The organism is Dehalococcoidia bacterium, assembly GCA_025054935.1.
Lineage (GTDB): Bacteria > Chloroflexota > Dehalococcoidia > SpSt-223 > SpSt-223 > JANWZD01.
In genome coordinates, this window is sequence record JANWZD010000002.1 from 192,337 (window position 1) to 208,739 (window position 16,403).

13 protein-coding genes are annotated in these 16,403 nt (G+C 67.6%); 9 read left to right on the plus strand and 4 right to left on the minus strand.

Annotated features, from left to right (window positions below):
• The first annotated feature begins 6 nt into the window (after positions 1-6).
• Together glpX and NZ773_03750 are read left to right on the plus strand one after the other, a co-directional pair.
• Entirely contained in the window at positions 7-1,050 is a 1,044-nt protein-coding gene (gene glpX, locus NZ773_03745; GenBank protein ID MCS6801041.1) for a class II fructose-bisphosphatase, read from the plus strand.
• Positions 1,051-1,104: 54 nt separating this feature from the next.
• Positions 1,105-1,566, plus strand: coding sequence for a hypothetical protein (locus tag NZ773_03750; protein MCS6801042.1), 462 nt, complete (start codon positions 1,105-1,107; stop codon positions 1,564-1,566).
• Here NZ773_03750 and NZ773_03755 read toward each other — a convergent pair.
• On the minus strand, positions 1,556-1,909 hold the full coding sequence (locus tag NZ773_03755; protein ID MCS6801043.1) for a hypothetical protein: 354 nt from the start codon (positions 1,907-1,909) through the stop codon (positions 1,556-1,558). The genes NZ773_03750 and NZ773_03755 overlap by 11 nt on opposite strands.
• A gap of 59 nt (positions 1,910-1,968) precedes the next feature.
• On the opposite strand from NZ773_03755, the gene dapB reads away from it, so the two are divergent.
• From dapB to pknB, 3 genes are all read left to right on the plus strand, one after another.
• Positions 1,969-2,754, plus strand: coding sequence for a 4-hydroxy-tetrahydrodipicolinate reductase (gene dapB / locus NZ773_03760; GenBank protein ID MCS6801044.1), 786 nt, complete (start codon positions 1,969-1,971; stop codon positions 2,752-2,754).
• Between the two features lie 49 nt (positions 2,755-2,803).
• Entirely contained in the window at positions 2,804-3,706 is a 903-nt protein-coding gene (gene dapA / locus NZ773_03765) for a 4-hydroxy-tetrahydrodipicolinate synthase (GenBank protein ID MCS6801045.1), read from the plus strand.
• 289 nt (positions 3,707-3,995) lie between these two features.
• Positions 3,996-5,756 carry a Stk1 family PASTA domain-containing Ser/Thr kinase gene (gene pknB / locus NZ773_03770; GenBank protein ID MCS6801046.1) on the plus strand — a complete coding sequence of 587 codons (1,761 nt, stop codon included), beginning with the start codon at positions 3,996-3,998 and terminating at the stop codon, positions 5,754-5,756.
• A gap of 69 nt (positions 5,757-5,825) precedes the next feature.
• On the opposite strand, the gene NZ773_03775 is transcribed toward pknB, so the two are convergent.
• From NZ773_03775 to NZ773_03785, 3 genes are all read right to left on the minus strand, one after another.
• Positions 5,826-6,155: a hypothetical protein gene (locus tag NZ773_03775; protein MCS6801047.1), complete on the minus strand. Its 330-nt coding sequence runs from the start codon at positions 6,153-6,155 to the stop codon at positions 5,826-5,828.
• Positions 6,156-6,389: 234 nt separating this feature from the next.
• Complete coding sequence (locus tag NZ773_03780; GenBank protein ID MCS6801048.1) at positions 6,390-7,643, minus strand: M23 family metallopeptidase; 1,254 nt, start codon at positions 7,641-7,643, stop codon at positions 6,390-6,392.
• A 104-nt stretch (positions 7,644-7,747) separates the two neighbouring features.
• Entirely contained in the window at positions 7,748-10,084 is a 2,337-nt protein-coding gene (locus NZ773_03785; protein MCS6801049.1) for an Ig-like domain-containing protein, read from the minus strand.
• Between the two features lie 207 nt (positions 10,085-10,291).
• Between NZ773_03785 and NZ773_03790 the strand changes: the two genes are divergently transcribed.
• The 4 genes from NZ773_03790 to NZ773_03805 are packed head-to-tail and all read left to right on the plus strand — an operon-like array spanning position 10,292 to position 16,401.
• Entirely contained in the window at positions 10,292-11,410 is a 1,119-nt protein-coding gene (locus NZ773_03790; protein MCS6801050.1) for a glycosyltransferase family 4 protein, read from the plus strand.
• Entirely contained in the window at positions 11,407-12,594 is a 1,188-nt protein-coding gene (locus NZ773_03795) for a glycosyltransferase (GenBank protein ID MCS6801051.1), read from the plus strand. Before NZ773_03790 ends, NZ773_03795 begins: the two co-directional genes overlap by 4 nt.
• Positions 12,595-12,624: 30 nt before the next feature.
• Complete coding sequence (locus NZ773_03800) at positions 12,625-13,635, plus strand: NAD-dependent epimerase/dehydratase family protein (GenBank protein ID MCS6801052.1); 1,011 nt, start codon at positions 12,625-12,627, stop codon at positions 13,633-13,635.
• A gap of 3 nt (positions 13,636-13,638) precedes the next feature.
• The gene (locus NZ773_03805; protein ID MCS6801053.1) at positions 13,639-16,401 is read left to right on the plus strand and encodes an O-antigen ligase family protein; all 2,763 of its coding nucleotides are present in this window, start codon (positions 13,639-13,641) and stop codon (positions 16,399-16,401) included.
• Positions 16,402-16,403: the final 2 nt, after the last annotated feature.

The following is a 16,403-nucleotide window of genomic DNA, read 5'->3' on the forward strand; positions in this document are numbered from 1 at the left end:
TGACCGATGGCCGAACCAATCCAGCGCAACCTCGCGATGGAGCTTGTGCGCGTCACCGAGGCGGCCGCGATGGCTGCAGCCCGATTTATGGGGCGGGGCGATAAAGACGCGGCCGACCAAGCGGCAGTGGACGCGATGCGCTACGTCCTCAGCTCGGTGGACATGGATGGCGTCGTCGTCATCGGCGAGGGCGAGAAAGACGAAGCGCCGATGCTCTATATCGGCGAGGAGATCGGCAACGGGCGCGGCCCGCTGACCGACGTTGCGGTCGACCCGATCGACGGTACCCGGCTGCTTGCCAATGGATTGCCGAATGCGCTCTCGGTTGTCGCGCTCTCTGAGCGCGGGACGATGCTGCGCGTGCCGCGCGAGATCGTCTACATGGACAAGATCGCGGTAGGAGCGGAAGCGAAAGGCGTGATCGACATCACGGCGCCGGTCGCGGCCAATCTCAAAGCAGTGGCGCGGGCGACGGGAAAGGCAGTGCAGGAATTGACCGTCGTCATTCTGGACCGGCCGCGCCATCAGCAGATCATCAGTGAGGTGCGTGCCGCCGGAGCGCGATTGAAGCTGATTACCGACGGCGACGTCGCCGGGGCGATCATGGCGGCGATGGAGGAGTTCAGCGGCATCGATATGCTCCTTGGGATCGGCGGCGCACCGGAGGCGGTGATCGCGGCGGCCGCTCTGAAGTGCTTGGGCGGCGATATGCAGTGCCGGTTCGCGCCCCGCAACGACGAAGAGGCGCGCGCTGCCGAGGCGGCCGGCTTCTCCCCAAGCCGGGTGTTCCATATCGACGATCTAGTCGCGGGAGATGACATCTTCTTCGCGGCAACCGGCATTACTGACGGTGAGCTCGTCCACGGCGTGCGCTATCGCGGGAAGCGGCTGACGACAGAGTCGATCGTCATGCGGAGCCGCTCCGGCACGGTTCGCCGGATCTTCGCCAGTCACGACCTGCGCAAGTTGGCGGCGATCTCCGAAATCCGGTACAGCGGCGACGAATCTGAGCGCGTTTCGGCGCCCGCGGCGGAGCTGGCGAGCCGCTAAGCCCCTTGTCGCGATGCGCTTCTTTTCCTGCTCCCGAACGGGAGACAGCGCGCCGTGACGGCGGTCGACCTCTTCCGCGCGGCGATCCGGTGGCTCCATGTCCTCGCCGCGGTCGGCTGGATCGGCGGGGGGCTCTTCTATTGGTTGGTGCTGAATCACGTCTGGGCTGATGCCGGCGTCAAACAGCGCTCGGCAGAAGTGCGCGCCCTGATCGCGCGCCGTTTCCGCGAGGTGACTGCTACCTGCATTCTTGTCGTCGTTGTCACCGGAGTGATTATCACCGTCGACCGGCTCACCGACCCGCGGGTCTCAATCGAGTACGTGGTGCTCCTGGCGATCAAGCTGGCGCTGGTCGCCTTCATGTATGTTGTCTTCCGACAACTCGATGACCGACGCGCTCCCCGGCGCTGGGCGACCCCGGAAGCGATACTCGGCGCGGGCGTGCTGGTGTTTTTGGTGACGGTCGTTCTTCGGCTGGTCTATGAGGCGGCGCTCCGTGCCGCGATCATCGGCTAGACGGCTCCGGCGGCGGGTCGACCATCGGCAGGAGCGTTTCTGGCGCCGGCCGGCGCTTGCGGCTGCCCGGCTCGAGCAGGCCGGTCAAAAAGCTGTGCAGCGCTGCTGCTGTCTGGTGCGTCAGGACGAGCGTGAGGGCGCCGATGTTCTCGAGGCCGTCGCCCGCTTCGCTGCGCGGCTGCTTCATCGAAACGACGCCCAGTTCGATCGCCCACGCTCCCGCAAGGCGCCGAACCCCGGGCTCGGGGACAAACTGTTCCGGCGCAGCGATCACCGCCACCTCAAGCGGCCCGTGCCGCTCGGCGAGGAGGTCGAGGTCGCGTTTGATCGAAGACTCGCTCATGCTCCCGCTCGGCACGATTCTATCACCCGGCTATACTCGCAGCAGCGAAGGAGGGGAGAATGCCGGAACGAGTGCGCGTGGTCGTCTCTGGCGCGGCGGGGAAGATGGGACGGGAAATCTGTGCGGCAGTCGCCCGAGACCCGGAGCTGGAACTGGTCGGCGGGATCGACATCGCGCCCCCGCCCGCCGGGAGCGCTCTCCCGTGGTCAGCTGACCCGTTCGCCCTCGTCCGCAGTGTGCGTCCGCGGGTCGTCGTCGACTTTTCTACCGCCTCGGCGACGCTTGGGGTGGTTCACGCCGCCCTAGAGGCGGGCGCCTCGCCCGTGGTCGGGACAAGCGGGCTGACCGAGGCGATGGTCGCGGAGATCCGCGACGCCGCGGCGGCGCGCGGGGTCGGCGCGGCAGTCGTTCCGAACTTTGCCCTCGGCGCGGTGCTGATGATGCATTTCGCCGCGATTGCTGCCCGCTATTTCGACGCCGTCGAGGTCATTGAAGCGCATCATGAGACCAAGCAGGATGCGCCGTCAGGCACCGCCCTCGCGACGGCGCAGCACATGGTGGCAGCGCGCGGGCGCGAGTTCCTCCGCGCTATCCCGGAGAAGGAGACAATCCTCGGCAGCCGCGGCGCCCATTACGCTGGCGTCTCGATCCACAGTTTGCGGCTGCCAGGGGTAGTCGCGCGCCAAGAGGTGATCTTTGGCGCCTTGGGCCAGTATCTCACGATTGCACACGACACGACGAGCCGTGAGGCATATTTACCGGGGGTCATGCTCGCCATTAAGGCGATCGTTGGCCGGAACGATTTTGTCTACGGCCTTGCGCCCCTGCTGGGGCTAGGCAGCTAGGCGGCAGCCGCGACCCGCGCGGCAAGGACGCATTCCGTTGGAGGTAACGATGGCCACCATTGGCAGAGTGCTGACGGCGATGGTCACTCCCTTTTCCCCCGACGGGTCGATCGACGAAAAGCGGACGGCCCAACTGGCGCAGGCCCTCGTCGCAAGCGGTTCCGACGGCCTCGTCGTCACCGGCACCACCGGCGAGTCGCCCACCCTGTCCCATCGCGAAAAGCTCCGTCTCTACGAGATCGTGCGCGCCGCGGTTGGCCCGGAGACGGCGGTTATCGCCGGCACCTCCACCTACAACACTGCCGAAAGTGTCGAACTGACGCGGGAAGCCGCTCACCTGGGGGTCGACGGATTCCTCCTCGTGGTGCCGCCCTACAACAAGCCGACCCAAGAAGGAATGTACCGCCACTTCGCAGCGATCGCCTCGGCGACGACGCTCCCCTGCATCCTCTACAACGTTCCCGGCCGCACGGGCTCAAACCTGCTGCCGAGCACGGTGCTCCGCCTCCGCCAGTTCGCCAACATTGTCGGCATCAAGGAAGCCAGCGGCGACCTCGAGCAGATCGCCACGATCATCGAAGCGGCAGGACCAGAGTTCCGCGTTTGGAGTGGTGATGACAATCTGACCCTGCCGATCTTGGCGGTTGGCGGCTACGGCGTGATCAGTGTCGCCTCTCATCTCGTCGGACGCCAGATCCAGGAGATGATCCACGCGTTTCTCGCCGGCCAGAATGCCCGTGCCGCGGCGATCCATCGCCGCCTCCTGCCTCTCGTCAAGGCGCTCTTTGTGGTCGGAAACCCGGTTCCGGTGAAATATGCCCTCGGCGTCGCGGGGTTTCCGGTCGGCGAATGCCGGTTGCCGCTCTACGGGCCCGATGAAGAGACGGCGCGGATTATCCGCCATGCGATCGAGCGCCAGCAGATCGACTTGCCGATGGCGACAACCGCCTAGCATCGCTTTCCCTGCGGGGGCGGCTGTGAGGTGCCCCGCGTCTGCGGCCGTGACCATCCTCACCCGGCTGTTCTCCTGCAGCCGCCCTGCGCTTGGGATACCGTGTCGCTGGAGCGAGCGGGACGCGGCAGAGGGGCGGCGGGCGCGCTGGTGAAGCTGCGTGGCGGCGTGGCCCGGCATCTGCTTCCACGGCGGGCGCACTCCTCGTTCGCCCGGCAGGTCGGCGCCGCGCGAACGAAGGCAGCATCTTCATTCGAGCAGCCGAGCGCCGTGCTAAGATTGAGACGCAATGCTCGGCGTCTTGCTCGGTGGCCGCTACCGTCTCGAACGAGAAATCGGCGCCGGGGGCATGGCGCAGGTCTTCCGAGCGACGGATGAGGCACTCGGCCGGGTGGTCGCGATCAAGATGCCGCGCGACCAGTATGCCGAGGACCCTCTCTTCCGCGAGCGGTTTCTCCGCGAGGCGCGCGCGGCGGGCCGGCTCTCCCATCCCAACATTGTCGCGGTCTATGACGTCGGTGAGCAGGGAGGGCGGCCGTTTCTCGTCATGCAGCTGGTCGAGGGGCCAACGCTGCGCGAGGAGATTGCGCGCCGGGGGCCGTTGCCGATTGCCGAGGCGGTTGCCTATGCCCAGCAGGTCGCTGAGGCGCTGGCCTACGCCCATCTCAACGGCATTGTCCACCGCGATGTCAAACCAGCAAATATTCTGCTGACGAATCCTCTCGGGAGCGCCAGCCCTTCCGCCCGCCGAGCGCTCCTCTCCGACTTCGGGATCGCCCGCTCGATCGGCGAAGCGGGACTGTCATCAAGCCACGAAGTGTTCGGCACCGTTCACTATCTTGCCCCCGAGCGAGCGCTCGGCCACGAGGCGACGCCCGCTAGCGATGTCTATGCGCTCGGCGTCGTCCTCTACGAGATGCTGACCGGCCGGGTCCCGTTCAGCGCCGATACGCCCATCGCCACGGCGCTCGCCCACGCGCGTCAGCCGGTTCCGCCGCCGCGCGCCTTCAATCCCGCTCTCCCCGCCGCTCTCGAGCGCGTCCTCCTCCGAGCGCTTGCTAAGAACCCTGCGGAACGCTTCCGCACGGGCGCCGAGTTCGCGGCCGCGCTTGCGGCCATCCGCAGCGGCGCCCTCAGCGACACCGAGCGCTACGCTCCGGTGGCTCAGCCAGTGGATGCCGCTGATGCCCGGACCGTCGCTGCTGTGCCTGTCGTTGCCGCTGCGGCCGCCGACGGCGAGCGCGGCGGCGGGTGTCTCTGGCTGTGGGCAGCGCTCGGCGTCTTGGTCGCCGCCTTCCTCTTTGCGCTTGGGCTGCTTGCTGTTGCCAATCGCCACCAGCTAGGCGCGGCGGCGCCCGTTGCGCTGCCGACACGAACTGCCACCCCCGCTCCTCCTACCCCTACCGCCATTCCGCAAGTGCGCGTTCCGGCCGTCGAGGGGATGGACGCCGCGGCGGCGCGAACGGCGCTCCGCCAAGCGGGGTTCGAGGTTCGGGAGGGGGCCCAGGAGTTTCATCCGACGGTTCCAGCCGGCCGGGTGATCCGCACCGCTCCCCCGGCGGGACGCCTCGCCGCCGCAGGCTCGACGGTAGAACTGGTGGTGTCGAGAGGCCCTGAGCTGATCGAAGTGCCTGCGGTGCAAAATCTCCTGCTCGCCGACGCCAAGAAACGCTTGGAGGAGGCGGGGTTCGAGGTGGTCGAAATCGGGGAATGGAACAGCGCCGTTGCCCGCGACACCGTGCTCCTCCAAACCCCCCGCGCAGGCGAGAGGGTACCGCGCGGTTCGCGGGTAACCATTACCTACAGCCTCGGGCGCGAGCGGACCCGGGTGCCCAATGTTGTCGGCATGCGCGAGGAGGAGGCAAAACGGGCCATTGAGCAGGCGCGGTTGCGCAATGCGCCCTATGTCAACTATCAGACACGGCGTGACCTGCCCGAGTCGGTGCTGAGCCAAGTCTGCGTTGGCTGCGTTCTGAGCAGCACGCCCGCGCCGGGGACCGAAGTCGATCTCGGCACCGAGGTATTCATCGCGGTGCGCGGCCGCGACTAGGCGAGCAGCGGCTCCCACAGCTTCCGGCAGGAACGAACCCGGGCGCGCTCGCGAGAAAGAAGAAAGCCGTCACTCCGGCGGGGGGGGCGTTTCGGGCGGGACATGCCGGTTCGCGAGCAGGGCGGCAAGAAGCGCTTGGCGTTCTCCGGCAGAGAGCGACGCGATCGAGCGGCGCTTGCGCCGCCGCGAAGGGGGCTCTTCCTCAGCGAGGTGAAACAGCTTAAAGCCGGCTTCGAGGCTCGCGAAGACCCCTGCGCCCCGGTCCGCCCAGAGGATTGCGGCGATGCGCTCGGTCTCGGCATCGGAGAGCGGCACCTCGCTGGCAGCGCGGATCAGCTGATAGAGACGCTGGCGCTCGGCGTCGGAAAGAGAAGCGATCTCCTCGGAAGCGCGCGCCAACTCCTGGGCGAGCGCTTCCCTGGCTGGGCGCCCAACATCCTCGCGACCCCGGCCCTTGCGTGGCATTGTCAGAACGTCCTCTTTCTCCCGCAACCGACGACAATGGATCGTACCCATTCTTGCCAAGAAGTCAAGCAATTTGCCTGCCTGCTTCCCAAGATATTGCGAACAAGCTAGCAGATAGCCACAAGATATTGGTAATAACACGTATTAGACCCAGCTGAACCTGCCGCGCTAGGGGATGGTCGTTCGAGTCCACGCCATCGGGTCGACCGCTTCGCCCCGAACGCGCACCTCCCAGTGGAGATGCGGCCCCGTGACCGCGCCGCTCGCGCCGCTCAGTCCAATCCGGGTGCCCCGATCGACCGCTTGCCCGAGGCGGACATCGGCCCGGCTCAGGTGGTAGTAGCAGCTGAACACCCCGAGGCCGTGGTCGAGAATGACGGCGAGCCCGCGCACTGCCAGCGTGTCGGCAAGGACGACTGTTCCCGCGGCGGCAGCAGCAACCGGGGTCCCGACGGGACAGTCGAAATCGGTTCCCCAGTGGCGGCTGGTGATGGGGCCCCCATTGTAGCTGCGCCCGGTGGCGAACTCCGACACAATCGGATGGGGCACGGGAACGAGGAACGGCCCCTCCCACCGCTTGACCGGGGAGATGCCGGCAAAAATTCGGTCGAGCCGCGCGATCTCCTGGGCGTTGACGTTCGACCCGATCAGTCCGCTTGTCGCGGGCGGGAGCCACACCTCTTCGTTGGGATAGCGGACGGGGGTGACGGCGACGTCGAATGCGGCCTCGCTCCGGTTGCCGAGCTCATCGACTGCCGCAAGCGCAAGCCGCAGCCGGCCGGGACGCGTCATCGCGTCGAAGCCGGCGAGCGCCCAATTGAGCAGCCCATCGGCGACGAAGTGAAGCGGCCAGCCGTCGAGCGTTCCCCGCACCTCTGCCGGCACGTCTGTCCGCACCCGCACCACGAGGGTCTGCCCTTGGCCGACCTGGGTCGAGCGCGGGTCGAGGTCGAGGCGCGGGCCTGAGTTCCGGCTGACAAAAGAAGCCTGAGCGATTGTCTCGTTCGCGGCTGCAGAGCGGTCGCGCGCGCGCACGGTGACAACGTGCGCTCCGTCGGGGAGAGCAGCGGTGTCGATCCAGTGTTCGCCTGCCGCTGCCGGCAGCGGCGTCCCGTCGAGGTCGATCGACTCGATTGTCCAATCGTGCGCGTCAGCGACTTCGACAACGACGACCGCGACGCCGCGAACCGGTCGCTCGGGGACGCGGATTGTCACCGTTGGGGGCGCGGTGTCCTGGTACCACGCCAGCGTTCGGCCTGCCCGGTCGCGCGCGGCGGGCCAAAGCGCGCTGATCCCGAGCGCGCCCAGGAGCGCTGGCGGCGCGAGGAGGAGGCAGCCCCGGCGGCTGATCGACCTCAAGCTCATCCCAACGCGCGTATTGTGCCCGCTTTGCGGCGAGAACACAATCGGCTGGCCGCTCATCCTTGTCTCGTCGGCTGTTTCTGCAGGGTGCACCGGCAGCAGCGGCCGCTCCCGCACTGGGGGGAGACGGTCAGGCAGGGGAACGCGCTCTTCTCTTCTTTACGTTACGGCACCGTGTAGCGCAGAATGACGCCGTCGCCGGCGGCCCACGCCTCGTTCGCGTTCAGGATCCAGACCGAGCGCAGGTTCGCGTTCGGCGGCGAGACCGACCCGATCCCCGTGTAGAGCGTCCACGTGCCGCCGGAGAGACGCAGGATCGTCAAGTTGTCGCCGACGGCCCAGCCTTCAGTTGCGGAGAGGAGCGCAACCGCGTTCAGCCGGTTGCCGGTCGGCGAAGGGATCTGGCTCCACGAAGCGCCGTTGAAGCGCATGATTACGCCTGCATCGCCGACGGCATACGCTTGCCCGAGCGTCGCGCCGGACAGCACCCCTGCCACCCCGTTCAGCGGCACGAGCGCGGTCGCGACGGGCTGCCAGACAATCCCGGTCCACTGAAAGATCGAGTTGTCGCCCGGGTCGACCGTTGCATCCGCATTGCCGGAGACGGCGAGCGCGACGGTATCGGCGAGCGAATGCACGCCGCGGATCGGCGACCCGACCGCAGAGAGCGTGCTCGCGCCAAGGAAGCCCGTGCCGTTCCACGGGTAAGCGCGGCCGAGACTATCCACCATCCATCCTCGGGTCGCGCTGTGGAGGCTGACGCCGAAGAGATCGACGCCGGGAAGCGGCGCGGGAAGCGGTGCATCGCTCCACGCGCTCCCATTCCAGCGCTTGGCGGTGCCGTTGCTGCCGACGGCAAGCGCGAGGTTCGGGGCGACGGCGAAGACCGAATGCAGCGTCTCGGAGGTTCCTGCCGCGGTGAGGAGCCAGCCGTTGATACCGCCTCGAAGCGCCGTTCCCCCATTGCCGACAGCAAAGCCCTCGTTGCTCGACAGCATCGAGATACCGCGCAAGGTGCTGCCGGAGAACACCTGACGCCAAGTTCCCTGCCCGCTGGGAGGCGGTGTGGGGCACGTCGAGCAGCGAATGATGACGCTCACCGCCTCGATCTGGCGGGAGGCCGGCGGCGGTCCCTGCTGGCCAACCACGTTCGAGGTGCGCCCGTCCACCCTCGCGACCAGAGCCCGCCCCGCTTGGATGGGAGGCACCGTGAAAGAGAAGTTGCCGTTGGCATCGACCGTCCCGCTGGCGATCACTTGACCGGTGTCGACGTAGGAGACAGTCACTGGGGTCTGCGGCGTTCCCTGTCCGCTCACAGTCGTCGACCCTGGCGTCACCTCGTTCAAGACCGGCCGCGGGTTGAACGCCATGAAGATGAGGAAGTTGTTCGGCCGCTGCCGCCCGACGAACCACATCCACCAGTTGCCGAATTCATCCTCCACCACCGCGGGGTCGTAGGCGTTGCCGTCGAGAACAGCGTCGTTCGGCAGCGTCATCACGACGCCCCCGTTGAAGCCGTACTTGGTCCAGTTCACGCCGTCGGTTGAGGTGGCATAGAGGATGCGGCTGGTGTTGGCGGAGTCGTCGCCGCGATACCACATTCGGAAGATCCCGTTGCGGTCTTTGATCACCATCGGCTCGCCGACGAAATTCGAGTCGGGAGCGCCGGGACCGCCGCGCTCTAGGACGGGGCGATTCCGAATGTTCCAAGTCAAGCCGCCGTCGAGCGATTCCCCATAGCCGATGGATGTGCGTCCCTCGCTATCGACCGCCGTGAACCAGACTTTATAGACATTGCCGTCTTTCAGCCAGGTGGGGTCGCCGACCTCGGCGGCCATGTAGGGAAAGAGGCCGCGGCGGATGACGGGGTCGTCCGGGCGGATTGCGCCGGGGTCGCGGTCGGTCGGCTGAAAGTCGACGAGGGTGGTGGTGGTGGCGAGGCCGATCTGGGAGACGTTGTTCCTGCGCCCTTCGTAGAGCACCCGATAGCAGCGGCAGTCGCTCGCTCGGTCGTCGATCACCGACGGCGCAATCACGCGGCTGTCGAAGCGGCCGGCCCGGGGGTCCATCACCGGGTTTTCGCAGCCGGCGCAGTCGCCGCCGATCACATACTTGCCCCAGACAATCCCGTCGCCCGAAATGGCCATGTTCATGTTCGAGTTCGTGTTGCCTGTATCCGGGCATTCGCCGGTGTAGTACATCAAGAAGTTGTACGGTGCCGGGCCGCCGCCGGGACCCATCCGCGGAAAGGTTGAATTCGGCTGGTAGAGCACCGTCGGGGCGTAGGCGTTGGCGCAGTCGCCTTGGTTGCCCGATTCGCTCGGGTTGCCCGGAGCGAGCGACGGCCCGCCGTCAGTCGGCAGCCGCGTAAAGACCCCCGGTCTCGTCTGGTAGATCGGCGGCCCCTGCGTATCGGTTGCCCAGGCCGGGCGCGGCACGCTCATGACGGAGCTGAGCGCCACGGCTGCTGCGAGCAGGAGGGAGGGTAGGACACGAGGCATCGATCCTCCGTTTTAGCCGTGATCAGGACGCGGCGAGACCGGCCACTGCGCTCTGGCATCGGGCGGACACCCCAAGCGCGAGCGGCGCGGATTATACCGGATGGGCCGCCGCTCTTCCCCGCATTCTGGTCGTCTGCCTGGTCAACGAATGAAAGCCGGCGCGGTTGCGTCGGCCTATACTTGCGGCAGAGGGCGCGAGTTTCACAGGTGAATGTCGCTATCGATGCCCGGCCGCTTTCCGATCGCTTTCCCGGGATCGGCCGCTACTTGGCCGGACTGATCCCTGCCCTGCTCGAGGCGGAGCCGGCGCTTCGTCTCACGCTGTTCGCCGACCCGGCGGCGCGGGGAGGGCGCCATGACCCCTTTGCGCTCGCGGGCGAGCGGTGCGTCGTTGTGCCGCTTGATGCGCCGATCTTCTCGCTGCGGGGGCAGCTGCGGGCGGCGCGCGCTATCGACCGCGGGCGCTTCGACCTGCTGCACGCCCCGTACTTTCTCTCCCCGCTCGGCGTGCGGACGCCGGTGGTCCTGACGATCCACGACCTGATCCCGCTGCACCATCCTGAGATTCTGCCGAGCCGGCTCGCCCGGCTGGTCACGCCCTTCCTTCTCGCCGCGGCCGCGCGGTCGGCGCGGCGGGTGATTGCGGTGTCGCAGTGGGTCGCCGACGATCTCGTCGCGCGCGGGCTGGCCGACCGGGTGGCGGTCGTGCATCACGCTGCCGACCAGCTGCTCGCTCGAGCCGCCGCCGAGCGTGACCCGAACTGGCCGCCGCCGCCATACCTCCTTTTCGTTGGCGCCGACAAGCCGTTGAAGAACCTTCCTCTCGTCGTGCGCGCCTATGCGGCAAGCCGGGTGACGGTGCCGCTCGTCATCGCCGGACCTGCCGACCCACGCCATCGCGCCACGGCGGAGACGATCGCGGCGCTCGGTCTCGCCGGCCGTGTCCTGATGCTCGGGCCGGTCCCGGAGGAGCGGTTGGTGGCGCTCTACCGGGGCGCGCTCGCGCTGCTCTTCCCCTCGCGCGCAGAAGGCTTCGGCTTGCCTCCCCTCGAAGCGATGCAGCTCGGCGTGCCGGTCGTCTGCTCGACGGCGATGGCACTGCCGGAGGTCGTCGGCAACGCTGCGCTGCTCGTTCCCCCCGACGATGAGGCGGGCTGGGCGCGCGCCATCACGCGGATCGTCGAGGATGGAGCGCTGCGCGCTGCGCTTGCCGCGGCCGGGCGAGCGCGCGCAAAACAGTTCTCCTGGGCAGCGGCCGCCCGCCAGACGCTCGCCGTCTATCGGGAGGCGGCGCGTGGGGAGGCAGCGCGGAGCGCGTTCCCGTGACCCCACCCCCGATCGACGTCGTGCATGTCTACAAGGACTTCTGGCCGGTTGTCGGCGGGATCGAGAACCATGTGCGCCGCCTCGCCGCTGGTCTCGCGCGCGACCCGGCCTTCCGCGTTCGGGTGCTGGTCACGAATACCGGGCGGAAGACGGTGCGGGAGGAGATCGACGGCATTGAGGTGATCAAAGCAGGGCGCCTCGCGACGGCCGCCTCGACGCCGCTCTCGCTCGCCCTTCCTTGGGAGCTGTCGCGGCTGCGGCCTGACCTGATCCATCTGCACTTTCCCTATCCGGTCGGCGAGGTGTCGTCTCTGCTTGCAGGCCGGGGCGCTCCGCTGCTCATCAGCTATCACAGCGACATTGTCCGGCAGCGGCGGCTGCTGCGGCTGTATCGTCCTTTGCTCCGGCGTGTTCTCGAGCGTGCCGATGCGATTATCGTCTCAAACCCGCGCTCTGCGGCGAGCTCGCCGTTTCTGCGCGCCGCGCGCGCCAAGCTCCGGTTCGTTCCTTTTGGGATCGATCCCGCGCGCTACGCTCTCACGGAGGCGCGGCGGGCGCAGGCGGCGGCGATCCGCGCTGCGCTGCCTGGCCCGATCACGCTGTTTGTGGGGGTGCTGCGCTATTACAAGGGGGTCGACGCGCTGATCGACGCAATGCGCTGGGTGCCGGGCACGCTCGTGATCGTCGGCGACGGGCCGGAGGCAGCGCGGTGGAGGGCCCGAGCGGATGCGATGCCCTACCGCGACCGCATTGTGTTCCGCGGGCGCCTGTCGGACGAAGAGGTGGCGGCGCACTATCATGCGGCAGATGTCTTCGCGCTCCCGTCGACGCTGCGGGCAGAGAGCTTCGGGATCGTGCTGATCGAGGCGATGGCCTGCGGAGTGCCGCTCGTCACCACGGAGCTCGGCACTGGGACCTCCTATGTGAACATTCACGGTGAGACGGGGATCGTGGTCCCGCCGGGCGACCCGCGCGCTCTCGCCGCTGCCCTTCGGGTGATCCTCGACGACCCCGTGCGGCGAAGGCGGTTCGGCGAAGCGGCGCGCCGGCGTCTCGAGCAGCAGTTCAGCGAGACAGCGATGATCGAGCGGATAAAAGCGCTCTACCGCGAGGTGCTGGCGGCGCGCGCCCGGTGGCGGGGGCGTGCTCCCTTTTCCGCTGAGAGCGAGCGCGACGGTGAATGAGCTGGAACGCCCCTTTGATACAATCGAAACATGCCCTTGGCTTCTGAGGAGCGTGCCGTGACCCTCGGCGGCTCCGGCCGGGCGCTGGTGACAGGCGGCGCCGGCTTTATCGGCTCTCATCTCGTTGAGCGGCTCCTCGCCGAGGGATGGGAGGTGGTGGTTCTCGACGACTTCTCGACCGGCCGCCGTGCCTGGCTGCCGGGGCACCGCCGGCTCCTCCTGCACGAAGGCGATGTGCGGGATGCCGCTCTCGTCCGGCGCGCGATGGACGGCTGCTCGGTGGTCTTCCACCTTGCGGCGGTGGTCGGTGTCCGCCGGGTGGTGGCCGACCCGCTGCGCGCGCTGCAGGTCATTGTCGAGGGAACGGAGCGGGTGCTTGCGGCGGCGCTCGACGCGCAGGCGCGGGTCGTTCTCGCCTCATCGTCGGAAGTGTACGGCGTGAGCGACGCGGTGCCGTTTGCGCCGGACGGCCGCCGCGTGCTCGGCTCGACCCGCGTTCACCGCTGGGCCTACGCGACCGCGAAGGCGCTCGATGAGCATCTGCTCTTTGCCTATCGCGAGCATGGCCTGCGCGGGGTGGTCCTGCGCTATTTCAACACGTATGGGCCTCGCCAAGATGCCGAGGGCTACGCCGGCGTCCTTGCCGCTTTCTGCGACGCTGTCGCGCGCGGACAGCCGATGACGATCCACGGCGATGGCCGTCAGACCCGCTGTTTCCTCTACGTTGACGATACCGTGCTCGCCACGATCCGTGCTGCAGTCGCTCCCGAGGCAGAGGGAGCGATCCTGAACGTCGGGTCGACGGAGGAGGTGTCGATCGTCGAGGTGTCGCGCCTTGTGGCGGAGATAGCGGGCGTTCCGCACAATGTCTGCTTCGTTCCGTTCGAAGAGGTGTTCGGCGCCCGCTTCGAAGACCCGCGGCGGCGAGTGCCCGAGATTAGCGAGAGTGAGCGGCTGCTCGGCTTCCGGCCGACTGTTTCGCTTCGCGAGGGAATTGCGCGCACGCTCGAATGGAGAATGCGTCCGAGGGGAAGGGGCTAAGCCGTGCCGACGCGATTTGCCGCCCAGCTCGACCGGCTGCTTGAAGCAAGCTGGCTCATGGTCGCGATCGTGGTTCCCCTCTTCTTCAATGTGTTCAGTTCGCGGGTGTTCGAGCCCGACAAGCTGACCGCCTTCCGCGGGATCATGATCTTTGCGCTTGCCGTCTGGCTGCTCCGCGAACTCGAGCTGCCCGGCGCGCCGGGCAGCCTGCCGCGCCGCTGGATCGCGGGCTTCAAAGCGAACCCGCTTGCTGGGCCAGTGGCGATTTTGGCGCTCTCCTACGTCATCTCGACGATCTTTTCGGTTCAGCCGCTCGTCAGTATCTTCGGCTCCTATCAGCGGCTGCAGGGGACGCTGAACAATTTCTTGTACTTCGCGCTGTTCTTCCTCGTTGCGGCTGGGCTTCGCGATTGGGGCCGTCTTGATCGGCTGATCACGACGTTCATCATCGTTAGCGTGCCGGTCAGCTTGTATGGGATGTCGCAGCGGCTCGGCCTCGATCCGCTCCCGTGGGGGGCCGATGTCCAGTCCCGTGTCGCCGGCTCGGCCGGCAACCCGATCTTTCTCGGCGCCTACCTCATTCTCGTTCTCCCCTTCCTCCTCGCCCGCCTTGTCGATGTGGCGACACGGTTCCGGGCCGGAGCACGCGATGGCCGCACGATCGCGCTGCTTGCGGCCTACAGCGGGGCGCTGCTCGTTAACCTGATCTGCCTCTACTGGACTGGCAGCCGCGGCCCGTGGATGGGGTTCGCTGCCTCGCTGGTGGCGATGGCGTTCTTCCTTGGGGTCGCCCTGCGCCGGCGGCTGCTGCTGCTCGCCCCGGTGGCGGGGGTCGTCGCTTTCGTTGGGGTGATGGCCTTTCTCAACTCGCCGCTTGGGGCGCCGCTGGTCGAGGCGAGCGCCTTCGCGGAGCGGCTTGCCAGCATTGACGACGTGACCACGGGGACGAACCGGGTGCGGATGCTCATCTGGTTTGGCGACGGGGTGGCCAAAGGGGCTGCCGGCATGGTGACCGACAATCTGTTTCGGACGATCGTCGGCTACGGCCCCGAGACGATGTACGTCGCCTACAACCGCTTCTATCCCCCCACCCTCGCTCACTACGAATCGCGGACGGCAACGCCCGACCGTTCCCATAACGATTTGATCGACTTTCTCGTCACGAACGGCGTGATCGGTCTCTTCGCCTACTTGCTGATCGTCACGACGTTCTTCAGTCTCGCCTTCCGCTTTGTGCGTGACGCCCCGCCCGGCTATCGCCGGCTGATCGCCGTGGCTGTGGTCGGCGCGGTTGTCGCCCACCTTGTGGAGGCGCTGCTGGGGATCCCGATCTCGTCAACCCGCACCCATTTCTGGATGATCATGGGCATGGCGACGGCGCTCCCGGTGCTGCTGGCACCAGCCCCCGCTCCCGCTGCCGCGCCGACCCCCGCAAAGCCCAGTTCTGCCGCGCAAGCGCGCGGCCGGCGCCGGCGGCCGGAAGGGCGGCCCTCCCCGGCGCCGGCACCGCCGCCGGCGAGTCCTACCTGGCTTGCAGCAGCCGCGTGGGTTGTCGTCACGGTCGTCGTGGTCTACCTGCTGTTGTTCCAGCCGCGCCTTGTCCAAGGGCTCGTCGGCCAAGACAGCTTTCCCACGCTCGTTGTGCTCGGCGCGTTCGCGTGGGTCTGGGTCGGCATCGTTGCGCTCGCCACGGCGCTGCCTCTGCCGCCGAGCGGAACCCTGACCCGCACCAACCGCTCGCTCTGGATGGTTGCTCCGTCGCTCGCTTTCCTGGTCATCCTCCTTGCGGTCAGCTTCGCGAACCCCATCATCGCCGACATTCGCTTCAAGCAGGCGCAATCGCTCGACCAGATCGGGCGCTTCGACTTGAGCATTCCGGTCTATTTGAAGGCGATCGAAGCTGCGCCCGGCGAGGACTTCTATCACTTGTTCCTCGGCCGAGCGTATCTCGAGGCGGCGAAGCGCGCGCCGGAGCAGGGCGCAGCCGTCGTGCCGCGCACGATGGCCGATCTGCAGCGGTTGGCATCCGTCGCCGGCGTCAGCCGCGAGTCGCTCTACTATGCGAGTAAGGTCGCGCTCGACCAGGCCTACGCCTTAAGTCCGCTCAACACGGACCATTCGGCGAACCTCGGGCGGCTCCATCGCTTCTGGGCGGAGGCCAGCCCCACCCCCGAGCTGCGCCGCCAGCGGCTTGAGGAGTCGGACCGCTGGTACGAGAGCGCGCTGCGGCTCAGCCCGAACGCCGCCCATCTCTGGACAGAGTGGGGATTGACCAAAGAGGCGCTCGGACAGCCGAACGAGGCGGTCCAGAAGTACGAGCACGCGGCGCGGCTGGACAACCGCTATCTCCCGACCTTCCTGCAGCTAGGCAATCTCTACTTGAATCAAGCGAACGCGAAGCTTCAGGAGGGCGACCGCGACGGTGCGGCGCCGCATCTCGAGGCGGCTAAGGGCTACTACCAGCGCGTGATTGAGCTCGATCCGAACCAGCCGATTGCCCACAGCGCCCTCGGGTTCATCTATAACGCGCAGGGCGATACGCGGGCAGCGATCGAGGCGAACGAGCGCGCCGCTGCCATTGTCCCGAACGACCTTCCGACGCGCCGCAACCTTGCGCTCCTCTACCGCGAGCTCGCGCTGCAGACGAACGACCCCTCCGCACGAGCAAAAGCGATCGAAGAGGCGCGGCTGGCGATGAGCCTCGCCCCGGACAATGAGCGCGTCGCGCTCGCGCAGCTGATCGCCGAACTTGGAGGGCGCCCCTGACG

Coding starts and splice junctions, on each gene's coding strand:
- NZ773_03785 (MCS6801049.1), bottom strand. CDS start 10,084: ATGCCTCGTGTCCTACCCTCCCTCCTGCTCGCAGCAGCCGTGGCGCTC.
- NZ773_03800 (MCS6801052.1), top strand. CDS start 12,625: ATGCCCTTGGCTTCTGAGGAGCGTGCCGTGACCCTCGGCGGCTCCGGC.
- NZ773_03755 (MCS6801043.1), bottom strand. CDS start 1,909: ATGAGCGAGTCTTCGATCAAACGCGACCTCGACCTCCTCGCCGAGCGG.
- dapB (MCS6801044.1), top strand. CDS start 1,969: ATGCCGGAACGAGTGCGCGTGGTCGTCTCTGGCGCGGCGGGGAAGATG.
- NZ773_03780 (MCS6801048.1), bottom strand. CDS start 7,643: ATGAGCGGCCAGCCGATTGTGTTCTCGCCGCAAAGCGGGCACAATACG.
- dapA (MCS6801045.1), top strand. CDS start 2,804: ATGGCCACCATTGGCAGAGTGCTGACGGCGATGGTCACTCCCTTTTCC.
- pknB (MCS6801046.1), top strand. CDS start 3,996: ATGCTCGGCGTCTTGCTCGGTGGCCGCTACCGTCTCGAACGAGAAATC.
- glpX (MCS6801041.1), top strand. CDS start 7: ATGGCCGAACCAATCCAGCGCAACCTCGCGATGGAGCTTGTGCGCGTC.